General features: G+C 40.0%; 15 protein-coding genes and 1 pseudogene. 11 read left to right on the top strand and 5 right to left on the bottom strand.

Annotated elements, in window-relative coordinates:
* Positions 1 to 22: 22 nt before the first annotated feature.
* The 11 genes and pseudogenes from ACINWC141_RS05620 (at position 23) to ACINWC141_RS05570 (ending at position 10,771) form a co-directional block, all read left to right on the top strand.
* The gene (locus ACINWC141_RS05620; protein WP_009388758.1) at positions 23 to 1,000 is read left to right on the top strand and encodes a KpsF/GutQ family sugar-phosphate isomerase; all 978 of its coding nucleotides are present in this window, start codon (positions 23 to 25) and stop codon (positions 998 to 1,000) included.
* 3 nt (positions 1,001 to 1,003) lie between these two features.
* A complete protein-coding gene (locus tag ACINWC141_RS05615; RefSeq protein WP_009389025.1) occupies positions 1,004 to 1,543 on the top strand; it encodes a KdsC family phosphatase in 540 nt (179 codons plus the stop codon).
* Positions 1,544 to 1,580: 37 nt separating this feature from the next.
* Positions 1,581 to 2,129, top strand: a complete 549-nt coding sequence (lptC, locus tag ACINWC141_RS05610; RefSeq protein WP_009389091.1) for an LPS export ABC transporter periplasmic protein LptC — start codon at positions 1,581 to 1,583, stop codon at positions 2,127 to 2,129.
* Positions 2,113 to 2,661, top strand: coding sequence for a lipopolysaccharide transport periplasmic protein LptA (gene lptA / locus ACINWC141_RS05605; RefSeq protein WP_009388871.1), 549 nt, complete (start codon positions 2,113 to 2,115; stop codon positions 2,659 to 2,661). Before lptC ends, lptA begins: the two co-directional genes overlap by 17 nt.
* Positions 2,661 to 3,407, top strand: coding sequence for an LPS export ABC transporter ATP-binding protein (lptB, locus tag ACINWC141_RS05600; RefSeq protein WP_009389082.1), 747 nt, complete (start codon positions 2,661 to 2,663; stop codon positions 3,405 to 3,407). Before lptA ends, lptB begins: the two co-directional genes overlap by 1 nt.
* A 273-nt stretch (positions 3,408 to 3,680) precedes the next feature.
* A pseudogene (locus tag ACINWC141_RS20660) lies at positions 3,681 to 5,147 on the top strand (TolC family protein).
* Entirely contained in the window at positions 5,144 to 7,282 is a 2,139-nt protein-coding gene (locus ACINWC141_RS05590; RefSeq protein WP_009389080.1) for a type I secretion system permease/ATPase, read from the top strand. The pseudogene ACINWC141_RS20660 and the gene ACINWC141_RS05590 overlap by 4 nt, the downstream one beginning before the upstream one ends.
* Positions 7,279 to 8,475: a beta-barrel domain-containing protein gene (locus ACINWC141_RS05585; protein ID WP_009388978.1), complete on the top strand. Its 1,197-nt coding sequence runs from the start codon at positions 7,279 to 7,281 to the stop codon at positions 8,473 to 8,475. The genes ACINWC141_RS05590 and ACINWC141_RS05585 overlap by 4 nt, the downstream gene beginning before the upstream one ends.
* Before the next feature lie 94 nt (positions 8,476 to 8,569).
* Positions 8,570 to 9,169 (top strand): IMPACT family protein, encoded by a 600-nt coding sequence (locus ACINWC141_RS05580; RefSeq protein WP_009388838.1) that lies wholly within the window; start codon positions 8,570 to 8,572, stop codon positions 9,167 to 9,169.
* Positions 9,162 to 9,773: an acyltransferase gene (locus ACINWC141_RS05575; RefSeq protein WP_009389010.1), complete on the top strand. Its 612-nt coding sequence runs from the start codon at positions 9,162 to 9,164 to the stop codon at positions 9,771 to 9,773. The genes ACINWC141_RS05580 and ACINWC141_RS05575 overlap by 8 nt, the downstream gene beginning before the upstream one ends.
* Positions 9,774 to 9,928: 155 nt before the next feature.
* Positions 9,929 to 10,771 carry a universal stress protein gene (locus ACINWC141_RS05570; RefSeq protein WP_002115820.1) on the top strand — a complete coding sequence of 281 codons (843 nt, stop codon included), beginning with the start codon at positions 9,929 to 9,931 and terminating at the stop codon, positions 10,769 to 10,771.
* A 116-nt stretch (positions 10,772 to 10,887) separates the two neighbouring features.
* Here the strand turns inward: ACINWC141_RS05570 and ACINWC141_RS05565 are convergent, their stop codons facing one another.
* From ACINWC141_RS05565 to mutS, 5 genes are all read right to left on the bottom strand, one after another.
* Positions 10,888 to 11,556, bottom strand: coding sequence for an O-methyltransferase (locus ACINWC141_RS05565; protein ID WP_009389111.1), 669 nt, complete (start codon positions 11,554 to 11,556; stop codon positions 10,888 to 10,890).
* 140 nt (positions 11,557 to 11,696) lie between these two features.
* Entirely contained in the window at positions 11,697 to 12,419 is a 723-nt protein-coding gene (locus ACINWC141_RS05560) for a D-Ala-D-Ala carboxypeptidase family metallohydrolase (protein ID WP_204389605.1), read from the bottom strand.
* Positions 12,420 to 12,549: 130 nt separating this feature from the next.
* Complete coding sequence (gene fdxA / locus ACINWC141_RS05555; RefSeq protein WP_003650851.1) at positions 12,550 to 12,873, bottom strand: ferredoxin FdxA; 324 nt, start codon at positions 12,871 to 12,873, stop codon at positions 12,550 to 12,552.
* Between the two features lie 345 nt (positions 12,874 to 13,218).
* Positions 13,219 to 13,749, bottom strand: a complete 531-nt coding sequence (locus tag ACINWC141_RS05550) for a GNAT family N-acetyltransferase (RefSeq protein ID WP_009388807.1) — start codon at positions 13,747 to 13,749, stop codon at positions 13,219 to 13,221.
* A gap of 61 nt (positions 13,750 to 13,810) precedes the next feature.
* On the bottom strand, positions 13,811 to 16,450 hold the full coding sequence (gene mutS / locus ACINWC141_RS05545; protein ID WP_009388982.1) for a DNA mismatch repair protein MutS: 2,640 nt from the start codon (positions 16,448 to 16,450) through the stop codon (positions 13,811 to 13,813).
* Positions 16,451 to 16,490: the final 40 nt, after the last annotated feature.

Below are 16,490 nucleotides of genomic sequence, written 5' to 3'. Positions count from 1 at the left end.
AATTATTTTGAGTCAAACTCGTATGCCCAATCCTACAGATTTTCAAAGCAGCGCATTAGCAACCTTGCGTATTGAGCAACAAGCCTTAGACGTGTTAGCAACACAAATTAATGACAGTTTTAATCAGGCTTGTGAAATATTGTTACAGTGTAAAGGCCGTGTTGTGATTACTGGCATGGGTAAGTCAGGGCATATTGGCCGTAAAATGGCTGCGACTTTTGCCTCAACTGGTACACCATCTTTCTTTATGCATCCGGGCGAAGCTGGACATGGCGATTTGGGTATGCTGGTTCGCGGCGACGTTTTAATTGCGATTTCCAACTCTGGAAAAAGTGATGAAATCATGATGTTAATGCCACTCATCAAACATCTGGGTGTACCTCTTATTACCATTAGCCGTACTGATCAAGGCCCAATGCCGCAAAACGCTGACATCGCTTTAACACTAGGTGAGTCTGACGAGGCGTGCCCATTAGGTTTAGCGCCTACGTCGAGTACGACAGCGACTTTAGTATTGGGTGATGCGCTGGCTGTTGCGTTACTTGAAGCGCGTGGCTTTACTGCAGATGATTTTGCTCGTTCGCATCCTGCTGGAGCGTTGGGTAAGCGTTTACTTTTACATGTAAAACACCTGATGCACACTGGCGATGAATTGCCAAAAGTTTCACCAGATACGCCAATGAATCAAGTGCTTTACGAAATTTCTAATAAGCGTTTAGGCTTGACGACCATTGTTGATGAACAGGAACATTTGCTTGGTATTTTCACCGATGGTGACTTACGTCGTTTAATTGATAAACAGCAAGGTTTTGATGTGAATTTACCTGTTTCTGAAGTAATGACAAAAAAACCGTCAACTATTTCTCAAGAAGCACGTGCGGTAGAAGCTCTACAACAGCTTAACCTGAAAAAAATTAGTCAATTTGTTGTGGTTGATGACCAAAATAAAGTGATTGGTGTAATTAGTATGCATGACCTTATTCAGGCAGGGGTAAATTAATCAATGGCATCTTATGCATTGTTAGAACAAGCACGTCATTTACAGGCATTGGTTTTGGATGTCGATGGTATTTTGAGTGATGGCTTTGTAACTTTAACCAATAGTGGCGATGAGATTAAATCATTCGATATTCGTGATGGTTTAGGCATGAAACTTGTGCAGCAAGCAGGCATGAAAGTCATCATTATTACTGGCCGAAAAAGTAATATTGTTGAAAAGCGTATGTCTGATTTAGGTGTAGATCTTGTTTTTCAAGGTCGTGAAGACAAAGGCTCTGCGTTACGCGAAGCTTGTTCACAGTTTAATATATTACCTTCCGATTGCTTGTATATGGGCGATGACTGGCCTGATTTATCTGCTTTTGCAATCGCAGGAATGAGTGTGACTGTGCCAAATGGTCATGAAGAAGTGCGTCGCCGTGCGCATTTGGTTACCCAGTCGATGGGCGGACGTGGTGCTGTACGTGAAGTCTGTGATATGTTGCTGATCGCAAAAGGCATTTACCAAGAACTTCTTGAAAAATATCTTGCAGTACCGCATTAATAATAAGATTACTTAAAAAGGTAGGCTATTCCTGCTCATGGATACCAGAGTTTTATCTATTGTTGCTGTAGTTATTGCTGCTATAAGTGGTGGTTATTACTACTATAGTGGCAAGGCAAAAAAACTAGACATTGGTTCTGCGAAGAATATGACATATTCGGCGCAGGGCGTCCATTTGACTCAAACTGATGATCAAGGCAATTTGTATATTCGTGCTGAAGTTCGTCAGCTTGAACAGGATATGCAACAAAAAACATCAAAGTTGGATCAACTTAATGCTTCTATGTATAAAGATGGCAAAGTTGATGCGACGTTCTTTGCGAAACAAGCAAATGGCTATGATGATAACCGTAAAGTTGTATTATCGGGTGATGTGGTCGCAACTAAACTTGCTCCACAAGGGAAAATTGAATTCCAGACCGATGAATTAACTGGATATCCAAAAACCAGAGAGATTGAGACGGATCATCAAGTGATCGTTCAGTCTCCACAGGCCGATTTTGTCAGCAAAGGATTAAAAGCCAATTTGAATAACGGTCAGTACGAATTTTTTAATATTCGAGGAAAGTATGCACCAAAGTCTTAATTTAAAACGTTCTTCAGCTTTCCTAAAACAAGCTGCGGTCATTACATTCGTTGCTTTATCATCAGCTTCGACTTTTGCGTTGCCGTCTGACCGTAATCAACAAATTTCACTCGTGGCAGATCGCGCGACCTATAACGAGAAAACCGGTTTGACGACTTACACCGGCAATGTCGTGATCGAGCAAGGCACGATGAAGCTTCAAGCAGATTCAATTGTTGCTACGTTAAACTCGAAGCGTGAAATTCAAACCATCACCGCCAAAGGTAGACCATCTAAATTCCAGCAACAAATCAGTGCTGACAAAGGCATTGCACGAGGCGAGGGTCAAACCATTGTCTATAATGCAGATACGGGCATTATTACTTTGAATGGTGGTGCATATTTATATCAAGATGGTTCTAGTATTCGTGGTAACTCATTGAAATATAGTATGAATAAAGGTGATGTTGAAGCTCAAGGTTCATCGTCAAATCGTGTTCAAATTATTATTCCACCATCAAGTTCAAAAAGCTTTCCAGGAGCGCGTGACTAATGCAACAAGCTCTTCAACAACCCCAAACTTTGTGTATTAAGCACTTAGCAAAAAACTATAGTAAGCGTTGGGTCGTCAAAGACGTATCTTTTAGTATGCAAAGTGGACAGATTGTTGGTTTGCTTGGCCCTAACGGTGCAGGAAAAACAACAAGCTTCTATATGGTTGTAGGGCTAGTGCGTATGGACAAAGGTGAAATTCACCTTGATGATCTTGATATGTCTGATTTGGCAATGCATGAACGGGCACGTAAAGGAATCGGATATCTTCCGCAAGAAGCTTCTATTTTTAGAAAGCTGACCATTGCTGAAAATATCATGTCTATTTTAGAAACACGCAAAGACTTAAATAAGCAACAGCGCCAGCAACGACTTACTGAATTATTAAATGATTTTAAAATCAGTCATATTAAAGATTCACTAGGAATGAGTGTGTCAGGTGGTGAACGCCGTCGTGCTGAAATTGCTCGTGCTTTGGCTGCCGATCCTAAATTTATGTTACTTGATGAGCCATTTGCCGGCGTTGACCCAATCTCGGTTGGAGATATTAAAGATATTATCCAGACCTTAAAAGATCGTGGTATCGGCGTGCTCATTACTGACCATAATGTACGTGAAACGCTAGCAATTTGTGAGCGTGCATATATTGTGAGTGAAGGGGCTGTAATTGCAGAAGGTACACCACAAGAAATTCTGGATAACGAACAAGTACGTAAAGTCTACTTAGGTGACGATTTTACAGTTTAAATAAAACGGTTAATCTATTTGTCTAAAAAGAGGTCAATGCCTCTTTTTAGTTTTTTTATATTTATGCTTTAAAAACAACAAATTAATGCATTCACTTAGTAAAAATATAATGTGTGAATTATTCGAGCAATTATGCTTCTTTATGCAAAAAACTATGTAGAATGTAAAAGCTTTTAAACGATAACAAACAAGATCAACAAGACAAGCATGATTGGATATAACCAGAGAAAAGTAAAAAGGACATGTAAAAAGCCGGCTTTCCTGAAAGGGTTGATGCTTTTAACTTCATTGCATGTACCGATGGTGATATATGCTGCTAAACCAAGTGAGCAATATCACACCCTGAAAGACAACTTATCGCAACTTTTTGCCCCTAAAAGTAGTGATGAATTTAAAGTTGCCAAGATGCAAGAGCTGAGTAATTTTAAGTTAGATCGTTCTAGAGTGCAGGAGTTTCCGACTGTTCAACTCAATGATAGAGCAACTTCATCTTATTCAAATCTGCCATCAAGGAAAATGACTCTGCAGGAAGCGGTGAGAATCGCCATCCAGCGTAACCCCGATATTTCCCAAGCCATTTCAACCTTAGCTGGCCAAAATGCTGGTATTGATGTTGCAAAGGCGGGTTATTATCCTCAAATTTCAGGTGGTATCACCACAGGTGATTTGAGTAGTGGTGAACGTGGCCGACAGTTATTGACTCTAAACGCCACTCAAATGCTTTATGATTTTGGCAAAGTCAAATCAGGTGTGTCGGTGGAGAAGGCCAAACTCCAAGTCGAGCAGGCGAATGTATTGGTCAGCATTGATGACATTGCACTTGATGTTGCGCAGTCGATTATCAATATTCAGCGCTATCTTCAATTAAATAAAATTGCCGAACAGCAAATTGCAGGTATTCAGCGAATTCAGGAAATCGCTAATTTACGTGCAAATGCAGGTATTAGTAGTCAGGCTGACCCGATTCAGGCCCAGTCTTATTTACAAGCTGCCCAGTCTGGTTTGATTGCACAGCAATCATTGTTACGTCAGTACCAACAGCATTTAAGAACATTGCTAGGTGCAGATGTCTCACGAACAGGTTGAATTATTTCAGATGATTTGGTGAAGCAGTCTGATTTATATGGCGAGCCTGAGTTCAATACCATTCCAAAAATGATCGCTGCTCAAGCGGGCATTGAAGTTGCCAAGGCACAGAAGGAACAAACCCGTTTAACACGTTATCCAACTTTGGCAGTAAAAGGCTCGTTAAGTCAGGCCATTAATGGAAGAAACCCAAACAATGATAAAGATGACGGCCTATATAGTTCCGTCATGCTTGAAGCAAGTAGTCAATTTTATCAAGGTGGGGCAGTTTCTTCTCAGGTAAAAATGGCAAGTTATGCAGAAGAGGCTGCAAAGTCTAAAGTCAATTCTGTTTATATGGATGTTCTTGATCAAATTCGAACAAGTAGAGAACAAATCGAAAATAAACAACGCCAAATGTTGGTTTTAGCAAATCGCCAAGCCACTACGGTTCGTACTCGTGAACTTTATCAAGAGCAATACAAACTTGGTACACGTTCATTGGTTGACTTACTGAATGCAGAACAGGCGATTCATAGTGCCAATTCAGAACTAGAGTCAGCACGTTATGACATCTATAACAGTATTGTTCAGTACATTTCGGCAACAGGACGTTCCCGCCAAGCTTATGACTTAAATAATATTTCAATTCAGGGGTTCGAAGTACAACCATGATGACAAAAATAAACTACCAGCCCTGGTTACAGGCGGTCTTAACGATTGCTAAACATTACCGAATTGAGCCTTCAGAAGAAAGAATCCGTTTACAACTGGACTGGAACCAAAATCAAAACCTTGATGATGTTTTACAGCTCATTACACGTCAGGTTGGACTGAATTTACGTAAAGTACCTTTTTCTTTAGAGGTGCTGAACCCGTGGCGCCTACCTGTTATGGTCGAGTTTAATGACGGACAGGTCGGTGTTATCGATAAAGCAGATACACAAGGAAATGTTAGTATCCAGTTAAGTGGAGATCATGGCCTTTCTCAAAATTTAAGCTTAGATGTCTTAAAAACGACAATTAAAAATGTCTATATCTTGCGTCCTGAAAGCTCTATTCCCGATGCACGTATTGATGAATATATCAAACCGTATGAAGCAAGCTGGTTTTGGTCAATTGTTCTAAGAGATTGGAAGCGCTACGTTGATATTATGTTTGCCTCACTCATTGCCAATATTTTGGCATTGGCAACCATTATTTTCTCAATGCAAGTCTATGACCGCGTTGTTCCATCTCAGTCAGTTCCAACCTTATGGGTTCTGGCGGGTGGTGTACTCATCGCTGCACTTTTTGAGTTTACCTTACGTATATCACGGGTGTATTTATCCGATATTATTGGTAAACGTGCGGACTTACGGGTTTCTGACCGTGTATTTGGTCATGCCCTAAGAATCAAAAATAAAGACCGTTCAAAGTCTACAGGTAGTTTTATTTCTCAGATTCGTGAACTCGAAGGGGTTCGTGAACTGGTGACCTCTACCACGATTAGTGCAATTGCAGATTTTCCATTCTTTTTCTTGTTCCTGACCATCTTTGCCATTATTGGTGGAAAGTTGTTTTGGGTAATGTTGCTTATTGTTCCGCTTATGATTTTGCCGGGTATTTTGGTGCAAAAGAAGCTAGCGCAACTCGCACAAGAAGGTATGAGAGAATCTTCTATTCGTAACGCTATTCTTGTTGAAGCGGTGCAGGGTATTGAAGATATCAAGTTATTACGTGCTGAATCGCGTTTCCAGAACCAATGGAACCACATGAATGAAGTTTCAGCCGATATCGGTATGAGACAGCGTAAAATTGTTGGTACTTTAATGGCATGGACTCAAATGCTTCAGGGTCTGACCTATGCAATTGTGGTTTTAGTGGGATGTTTTGCTGTAATGGATGGTGAAATGACCACAGGTGCGTTAGTGGCTTGTTCAATTTTATCTTCAAGAATGTTAGGACCGATTGCGCAAATTACGGGTGTTTTAGGACGTATACAGCAGGCGAAAGTTGCAAAACAAAGTCTTGATGAACTCATGCAACGTCCGATCGATCAGGCTGACCGTTCGCATCTAGTACACAAGGCTGCTTTAAATGGCGACTATGAACTAAAAAATATCTTGTTCCAATATGGAGAAGAAGACCCGAAACCAAGTTTGGCAATCCGTCATTTAAAAATTCGTGCTGGTGAAAAAATTGCAATTTTAGGGCGAAATGGTGCCGGTAAATCGACATTGCTTCAGCTTCTTTCTGGCATGCAGGTTCCAACTCAAGGTGCCGTGCATTTAGATGGTCTAGATTTGTCTTTAATTGACCCATCTGATGTGCGTCGTGATATGGGTTTACTCAACCAGAATGCGAATATTTTCTACGGTACGATTCGTGAAAACTTGACTCTGGGTGCACCGCTTGCAACTGATGAAGATATTCTTCGAGCTTTAGTCGTGACCGGTGCATTACCTTTTGTACAAGAGAAGAAAGAAGGGCTAGATCACCTGATTTTAGAAGGTGGTGTTGGTTTCTCAGGTGGTCAGAAACAAGCATTGTTATTGGCCCGTTTATTGATTCGTCAACCCAACATTCTATTGCTTGATGAACCGACAGCATCCATTGACGATGTAGCAGAGAAACAACTGATTGATCATTTAAAAGGATGGCTGGCACATCGTACCTTGGTTGTCGCGACTCACCGCCGGGCTGTTTTAGAACTGGTGGACCGTATTATTGTCGTTAACGAAGGCAAAATCGTGATGGATGGTCCAAGAGATCAGGTACTTAATCAATCAACAGCCCAACAAAAACAAGTGCAAGGGGGTAATTCATGAGCGAACAACAACAAGAACAAGAACTCACCCGTTCAATGAATGTCTCTTATAGTGAACCACCATTACCACGTGCCAGTTTAGTGATCTGGATTGTAGGTATTGGTTTAGTTATTTTCTTTATCTGGGCTTGGGTATTTAAACTTGAAGAAGTTTCTACGGGTACGGGTAAAGTCATTCCATCCTCTAAAGAGCAGGTCATCCAGTCTTTAGAAGGCGGTATTCTAACTAAGCTGAATGTACAAGAAGGCGATATTGTTCAAAAAGGTCAAATTCTTGCCCAATTAGATCCAACTCGTTTTGCATCTAATGTCGGTGAATCTAGATCTTTACTGATTTCTGCTCAGGCTACAGCCGCGCGTTTGCGTGCGGAAGTAAACGGTACACCATTGGTTTTTCCTGAAATTGTGATGAAAGAACCAAAACTTGTGCATGAAGAAACAGCACTATATCGCTCACGTCGAGCTGATCTTGAACAAACACTTGCGGGTTTAAAACAGGCTTTGCAATTGGTACAACAAGAACTGGCAATGACAGAACCGTTAGTGGCTAAAGGTGCGGCAAGTGAAGTTGAAGTTTTACGTTTACGTCGTGAAGCAAATGACCTTAGAAACAAAATGAACGATGCGCAGAACCAGTATTATGTTAAGGCTCGTGAAGAGTTATCAAAAGCAAATACGGATAGTGAAACGCAACAACAAATCGTACTTGGTCGTAGTGACAGTTTAGATCGTGCGGTGTTTAAAGCACCGGTACGTGGTGTTGTAAAAGAAATTGCAGTCACTACCCATGGTGGTGTTATTCCACAAAACGGTAAATTGATGACCATTGTACCGATTGATGAACAACTGCTCATTGAAGCGCGTATTTTGCCGCGTGACATTGCATTTATTCGTCCGGGACAAGAAGCGCTGGTTAAGATTACTGCCTATGACTACTCAATTTATGGTGGTTTAAAAGGTAAGGTTACGGTTATTTCGCCAGATACGATTCGTGATGAAGTTAAACAAGACCAATTCTATTATCGTGTTTATATCCGAACTGATTCCGACAAGCTCTACAATAAAGAAGGTAAAGCATTCGGTATTACGCCAGGTATGGTGGCAACAGTAGATATTCGTACTGGTCAAAAAACAGTACTCGATTACTTACTTAAACCATTTAACAAAGCCAAAGAAGCGTTACGAGAAAGATAACAAAAAAAGCCCCGAGAATTCGGGGCTTTTTTTATGGGTTTGATTCTATTAAATTCACGTTATAATTTGATTTTTATTATGCTTTATTTAATTCATGGCTTTTACGATTGCATCACCCATTACATTTGAAGAAGAAATTAAAAAAAGTAGATTTCAGGCTATTGCAGCACCCGTAGAAAATGAACAGCAAGTTAAAGAGTTTTTAGAACAAAATAAAGATATTTCGACAACTCACCAATGCTGGGCATGGAAAATAGGTCATAACGTACGGTTTAACGATGATGGTGAACCTTCAGGAACAGCAGGACGTCCAATCTTGGCAACCATTGAAGGGAACGACCTGACGAATATTATTGTGATGGTCAACCGTTGGTATGGCGGAATAAAACTAGGAACTGGCGGCCTTGTACGAGCTTATGGTGGCTGTGCTGGGCAATGTTTGCTATTAGCTGAGCGTATAGAACTTATTGCCAAGAAAACGATTTATTTTTCCTGTCACTTTAATGAATGGGCCATATTTCAATATGAGCTTACTCAACAGCAGATTGAATATCAGGAAACCTATACTGCAACGGGTGTGGATATTGAAGCAAGGCTACAAATACATCAAATTGAACCGCTTGCTTTAAAACTCAGAGATGTGACCCGTGGTCGTGAAGAATTAAAGATTGAAGAGGAATTAACTGATGACTGATTCCTTACTCAAATATCGTGAGCAACATAAGCACCGCTTAAACTATATGCCATGGTTATATTGGACTTTAAAACCTAAACATCGTGCTTGGGCCGAAGAATGGCAAAAAGAATATCAAGCTTATTTGATGGCCATGGAAACTGTTGAGATTGGTGAAAACTGTTTTATTTCACCGTTAGCTCATATTTTTGCCGAGCCGGGCCGCAAAATTATTATTGGTGATAATTGTTTTATTGCAGCAGATTGCAGTTTGCATGGACCACTTGAAATTGGCAATGAGGTCGCGATAAATCATCATTGTATTTTAGATGGAGGAAGAGCTGGCATAAAGTTGCATGACCAAGTCCGTATTGCGGCATATTGCCATTTATATGCATTTGACCACGGCATGCAGTTAGACCGTCCACTTTACCAGCAACCTGTCACTTCCAAAGGAATTGAAATTGAACAAGACGTTTGGTTAGGTGCGCATGTGGGCATTAAAGATGGTATTAAAATCGGCAAACACGCTGTGGTCGGGATGAATAGTATGGTGACAAAAAATGTTGAGCCGTACCATATTGTGGGTGGGAACCCCGCAAAATTTATTCGTTTAAGGGAATAATGCAGTCTTAAGAATGTAATAAAATGTTTGATCTTTAAACAAAAAAGTGGGTTTTTATACATAAACCTTAACATACGAATTTTTATCTATGTTAAGTTAAAGCTAAGTTTTAATAATAATCTCCAAGGCAATAGACCTGAAGAAGAGAGGCTAACATGAACCGTGTTATTGCGTGTATTGACTCATCACCGTGTATTAATGCTATTGCCGATGCAGCAGCATGGGTTGCTAAAGCAACCGGACGGGAACTTGTATTATTACAAATTCTAGATTATTACCCAGCTAGTTATCATCTTGGTGAAATTAGCGGAGTAATTGGCTTTGAAAGCAATGCAATGCTGCTAAAAGAGTTAGCTGAGCTGGAACAAAAACAAAGTGAACTCGCTTTAGACTATAGCAATAATTTACTCCGTCACATTTCTGATCTTATTCAAGAAAAACACGGAATTACGAGTTCGAAAATTCAAGAAAAAGGTGATTTCTTAGAGCAAAGTTTTAATCTCTTGCATGAAAATGACATTGTCATTTTAGGTCGAGTCGGGGAGCGAGCTGCCGAAAAACATAAACCGATTGGTAGTAATGTTGAAAACTTTATTCGTGGAGCCAACTGTACAGTTTTGACCATTGGTGAAAACTTTAAAGTGCCAACACGATTTATCTTCGCTTATGAATATTCTCCAACTTGTCAAAAAATGATGCGCCGTATTGCGCAAAGTGATTTATTACGAACACTACAATGTCATTTGGTTTATGTCGGTGATCATCCAGAAATATTAAATGAACCTGAGCATTACCTTAAACAAGCGGGCCTCGATGTAGTCACCGTTTACCGTTATGGTGATGTTGCACAAAATATTCTAGAGTACCAACAAGAACATGGTATTCAAATTATTGTGCTAGGGGCATTTAGTCATAGCAAGATTCATCAATTCTTCTTGGGTAGCATTGCAACTACCATATTCCGAAACGCGACTGTACCATTGCTTGTAGCTAAATAATAAGATTTCCATATAGTTATCCGCAAATCTTGTGGATAACTATATGGAAAAGCAACAGTAATAAAAGTAATTTATTGATTATAAATAAAAAAATAAAAAAGACGATTTTTTAACCGTTATTTCACAATTGCAATTGCGAACCCATCATGGCCTTTTGAACCCACCGTTTGTAATGCTGTGCAAGACAATATTTGTGGGTGGTTTTCGAGGGCTTTAAACATTTCACGAATGCCTTCAATACTCGGTTTTTTATTCTCAGGATTTAAAATATCACCTGCGCGAATTACATTGTCGAGCACGATAATGGTGCCGGATCTTGAGAATTTCAGGCTCAATTCTAAATATTCAGGATATCCCTGTTTATCTGCATCTATGAAAATAAAATCAAAAGGCTCGATAGATTGAGGATCAATCGCAGAAAGAATATCTGCGGCGCGGCCAGCTTTAAGTTCAACTTTTACAGGAAGGTTGGCATGATCGATATTTTTTTGTGCCATTTCTGCGTGAGTAGCACGGCCTTCGATTGTCAGTAAATAACCATCTTCAGGTAATGCACGACCTAACCAAATTGTACTGTATGCAGCAAAGGTTCCAATCTCTAAGACTCGTTTGCATTTATTCATTTGAATAAGCATCTGCAAGAACATACCTTGGTTAGGCGCCACTGCAAGATGATTTGAAAAGCCGTGTTCATCGGTATTTTTTAATGCATAGTCGAGTCGCGGGTCTTCGGGAATTAAATGTGAATCGATATATTCGTCAATGTCTGTCCACATCTGCTGCATAATCAAATTTACCTATATGTTGATCGGGCTATTTTAAACGTTTATGCATAGAGTGCAAAAATCTTCGTTTGAAGAAATTTTGGTTGATGGGGAAATGAGCAATAAAAAAAACTCCTTTCGATTGAAAGGAGTTTTTTAAATTAGAAATTACACATCGAACTGCTTCGAGTGAGGTCGGGTCCCCAAGTACGATAGCCTTGAGTGTCGATATGAATCTGGCCTGAGCTATATAAGCCAATACCCATATTTAAGCTTTGGCCATGCTGAGCCCAGAACTGACAAAGTTTAAACTTGGTATTTTCGATAAAAGCATAATCTTGAGCTTGTGGGAACTCCGGACCAATCCGGAAATCAATTGCGGAGTTAAATAAATGTTTAGAAGAGCTTGCGCCGCCAGCACATTCATTTAAAGGCAAATCTCGGTAAACCGAGGTGACTTCAAAGTCGGTTAAAACTTTTGCTGCAACTAAATATTTAAATACGCGTAGGGTCGATAAAGAATTTCCCCATAGTTCGCGATTAGGCACGGCATATTCGGAACGTCCACATTTTTGCCAATCACGTGCTGAACGTAATAGCTCAAAACTTGGCACAATGCCTGCGACGTTGTTTCGAGTTAAGAATTTTTCATATTCACGAACACGTTCGTAATTTTCACCAGAACTTAACCAGTTCCGATAAGATGCAGGCTCAACTTTAGGTCGAATCGGGCGCTCGATAATAACGCGCTCTTGTGGAATAAAGATTCGTTTACCACTTGGAGAGGTTTTGCCTGTTGTTGTGTGTTGGGGAGAGCTGACACAACCTACCATAACCGCTGGGATTATGCATAAGGGCATCATACTCTGCAAAAACTTCCGCATAAGAAAAATTAAGCACTTATAAATATTGCGGCTATTTTAATGCAAAACAGTGCACAAATTACGAGGAATTTGCAATGAAATGTTTGAATAGGGTATAAAAAAGATCAGCGGTTGCTGATCTTTTTTGAAATTACTTTTCAAGATACTGTAATTTATCAGGTTTGCCGTTCCATTCTTCACGGTCAGCTGGTTGGTCACCAATTTGAGTAATGTTAGGCCATTTTTGAGAAAGGTCAGCATTTAATTCAATAAATACTTCTTGGCCTTCTGGTAACTCATCTTCAGAGAAAATTGCATTCGCTGGGCACTCTGGTTCACATAATGCACAGTCAATACATTCATCCGGATTAATCACTAGGAAATTCGGACCTTCGTAAAAACAGTCTACAGGACAAACTTCTACGCAATCTTGGTATTTACATTTAATACAATTTTCAGTGACAACAAAGGTCATGGCGACAGCTACCTAAAAAATATGGTTTCATTTCGAATAGCTTATTTTAGGCAAAAAAGGGGTAAACAAACAATTGCTTTTATTGATATTCTTTATTCATGCATATGAAGATAAGTTAATACGTTGATAATCAAACAGATCTTCCGCTCTTAAGAGAGGTTAATCTATAAAATTAAAATAATAATATATTTTATAAAACAATAACTTAAAAAATATTTTCTTTAAATGTTCAGATGTCATTTAAGTCAAGGCATCTATTTTATGAAATGCCTTAACTTCTCATTTTTTCTTTTACAAATTTTAATTTTCTGCTGTTTTTGGTGAATGGTCCCTAAATTTTTAGCATTAAAGCATACACAGTAAGTGGATATCTTCGGGTTCGAGCTGCCAAAGTTGTTGATCTGGGGCAGTTAACGGTTGGGCGCCATGCTTCATATAGAAATCTACAGTGCGTCGACTTGGGGTTGCTGAAATATACAGTTGATTTGCACCGAGTTGCGTGGCTGACTCTTTTGCGGCTTGCATGAGTTTGGCACCAATACCTTGACCTTGCTGGTCTGCATCGACATAGAAATAGTGGAGTAATTTAGCGTGAGGATAATCTGCTATATGTTGATTTGAGACCACACTCACACCAACCATTTTTTCAGAAGCATCAAATGCGCCAACAAATATGGAATCTTGGTCATAGAGTTGTTTGAGCTTAGGTGGGTCATTTTCTAGATGGTATGAGTCCCAATTTTGAACATCAAAAAAACAATCTATTAATTCTAAGTGTTGTTGGTTTTGAATATACATTTGAGTAATTAATTCACGGCGGCTAATTTGCTGCCAAATAAGATCAATTTCTGAACTTTGCAAAGATCTTAAAATCATATAAATATTATTCTCCGATATGAATAAGCAGAACTAAGCCTGCTTATTCGGGCGTGGTTTATTAAGATTTGAGGGCAGCTTTTAGCTCGTAGAGTTGTTCAAGCGCCTGACGTGGCGATAAGTTATCAACTTCAATTTGCTTAAGTAAATCTAGAGCAGGGGATGAAACTTCGATCTCGACCACTTTCTCTATGATTTGTGAACCCACGCTTGCATCGGGTGGAGCAAACAAATCATTTTGAAAGCTGGTTTGTAGATGTTGCTGCTGCTGTTTCTCTAAAATACGTAAACGCTTTTGGGCTTCTTTAATGACATTGGCAGGAATACCCGCTAATTTTGCCACCTGTAAACCATGACTCTGACTTGCAGGGCCTTGCTGAACCTTATGCAATAAAATCAAATTGCCATTAAGTTCTTGCGCCGTAACATGATAGTTATCAATTCCTGCTTCGCTACCAAGTTCAGTTAACTCGAAATAATGAGTGGCAAAAAGACATAAACATTTTACGCGCTTCGTTAAATCAACCACGCAAGCCCATGCTAAAGACAAGCCGTCATAGGTACTGGTTCCGCGGCCCACCTCATCCATTAAAACAAGCGATTGATTGGTGGCATGGTGCAGAATTTGTGAAGTTTCTGTCATCTCAACCATAAAGGTCGATTTACCTGTAGATAAATCATCGGCTGAGCCAATACGGGTAAAAATTCGGTCAATTGGACCGAGTTTGGCTGCTTTAGCTGGAACGTAGCTACCGCAATAAGCAAGTAAACTAATTAATGCAGTTTGGCGCATGAATGTTGATTTACCGCCCATGTTTGGACCGGTAATAATCGCCATGCGGTGTTGGGCATCAAGGAAAGTATCGTTTGGTGTAAATGGAGCTTTATTTAATGCTTCAACCACAGGGTGACGACCTGCCTGAATTTTAATGCCCGTTTCAGGCGTAAATTCAGGACGTGCCCAATTATTTAAACGCGCCTGATGAGCAAAGTTTGCAACCACATCAATTTGAGCAATTGCCGAACTCATCATTTGTAGGTGAGCAATATTTTCACGAAGATTTTCAAGTAAAGCTTCAAAGAGCGCTTTTTCACGTGCTAATGCGCGTGACTCACTCGACAGGACTTTATCTTCAAAACTTTTTAGTTCAGGGGTAATGTAGCGTTCAGCATTTTTTAAAGTCTGGCGACGGATATAGTCGGCTGGCGCTTGTTCTGCTTGAGCACGCGTCAGTTCAATGTAGTAACCACTTACACGGTTATAACCGATTTTAAGGGTATTAATGCCAGTACGTTCACGTTCTTTAATTTCTAAATCAATGAGGAATTGACCCGCGTGATCACGAATTTGGCGTAATTCATCGAGGTCAGCATCATAACCTTCTGCAATTACATTGCCATCACGAAGTAATACTGGCGGATTTTCAACAATGGCTGCTATTAAGTGTTGATGAAGCGCTTTAAAATCGCCAAGTTCTTGATCAAGCTGAACTAATAGTTTAGATTTTTTTGCTTGAATGACAGGTGTTAACGCCGTTCTTAATGCTGGAATTTGTGCACATGCATGACGAAGCTGTACTAAATCACGTGGTCGCGCACTGCCAAGTGCAACACGGCTAAGTACACGCTCAATATCACCAATTTCTTTAAGCACTAAACGAACTGGGCTTTCATGATATCCCTGAATGAGTTGTTCAATCGCATCTAAACGAGCATCAAGCAATGCCGTATCACGTACAGGTTGCATCAGTGTGCGGCTGAGTAAACGACCACCCATGGCAGTTTGGCAGTCGTTGACCAGTTGGAATAATGAGGTGCCATGTTCAAATAATGGTTCAATAATTTCTAAATTGCGACGCGTGATTGGGTCGAGCGCAATAAAGTCTGTGCTTTGTTCAAGTTGAATTGAACGAATATGCGGTAATGCAGTTTTTTGCGTTTCTTTTGCATAATGAATAAGTGCAGCGGCCGCAGCTTTAGCTAAAGGCAATGGGTCTAAACCAAAGCCTGAAAGCGTGGATACCGTAAACTGATCACATAACGTCTTTTGTGCATTATTTAGATTGAAGTCTACATTTGGACGTTTAGTCACAGGACAATCTAAGTGCTTTTTAATTTGTTCGATAATATGGGTGTCGACCAAGTCTTCGTCAATTAAGATTTCACTCGGCATTAAACGCGCAAGTTCAATAGGTAATTGTTCTGGCTTATAATCTTGTTGTTGAACTTTAAAAATGCCTGCACTCAAGTCGAGTAAAGCAAAACCAATCTGGTTTTGATGAATGCATAAAGAAACGAGATTAGATGATTGATAACTGCTGAGTAATGCATCATCAGTTAATGTACCAGGGGTCAGAATACGAACAACTTTACGTTCAACCGGACCTTTACCTGTCACTTCTCCGACTTGTTCGCAAATTGCAACAGTGCGCCCAGCTTTAACAAGACGGGCAAGATAACCTTCTGCCGAGTGATAGGGAACACCTGCCATTGGAATAGGTCGGCCACTGGCTTTACCACGATGGGTTAAAGTAATGCCTAAAAGTTTGGCTGCTAAATGAGCATCTTCAAAGAAGAGTTCATAAAAGTCACCCATACGGTAGAACAGCAACGCATGTTGATAGTCCGTTTTAACTTTGAGATATTGCTGCATCATAGGTGTATGAGAAGATAAGTCAGCCATGATTTCAGCGCTATTCATGCGTATTAAACCCTTAAAAAATCAATAATATTTTACGTTT

This window comes from Acinetobacter sp. WC-141 (assembly GCF_000313935.1).
In the GTDB taxonomy this organism is placed as follows: domain Bacteria; phylum Pseudomonadota; class Gammaproteobacteria; order Pseudomonadales; family Moraxellaceae; genus Acinetobacter.
Note: the sequence above shows the minus strand (reverse complement) of the source record. Positions and strands in the feature narration are given on the sequence as shown.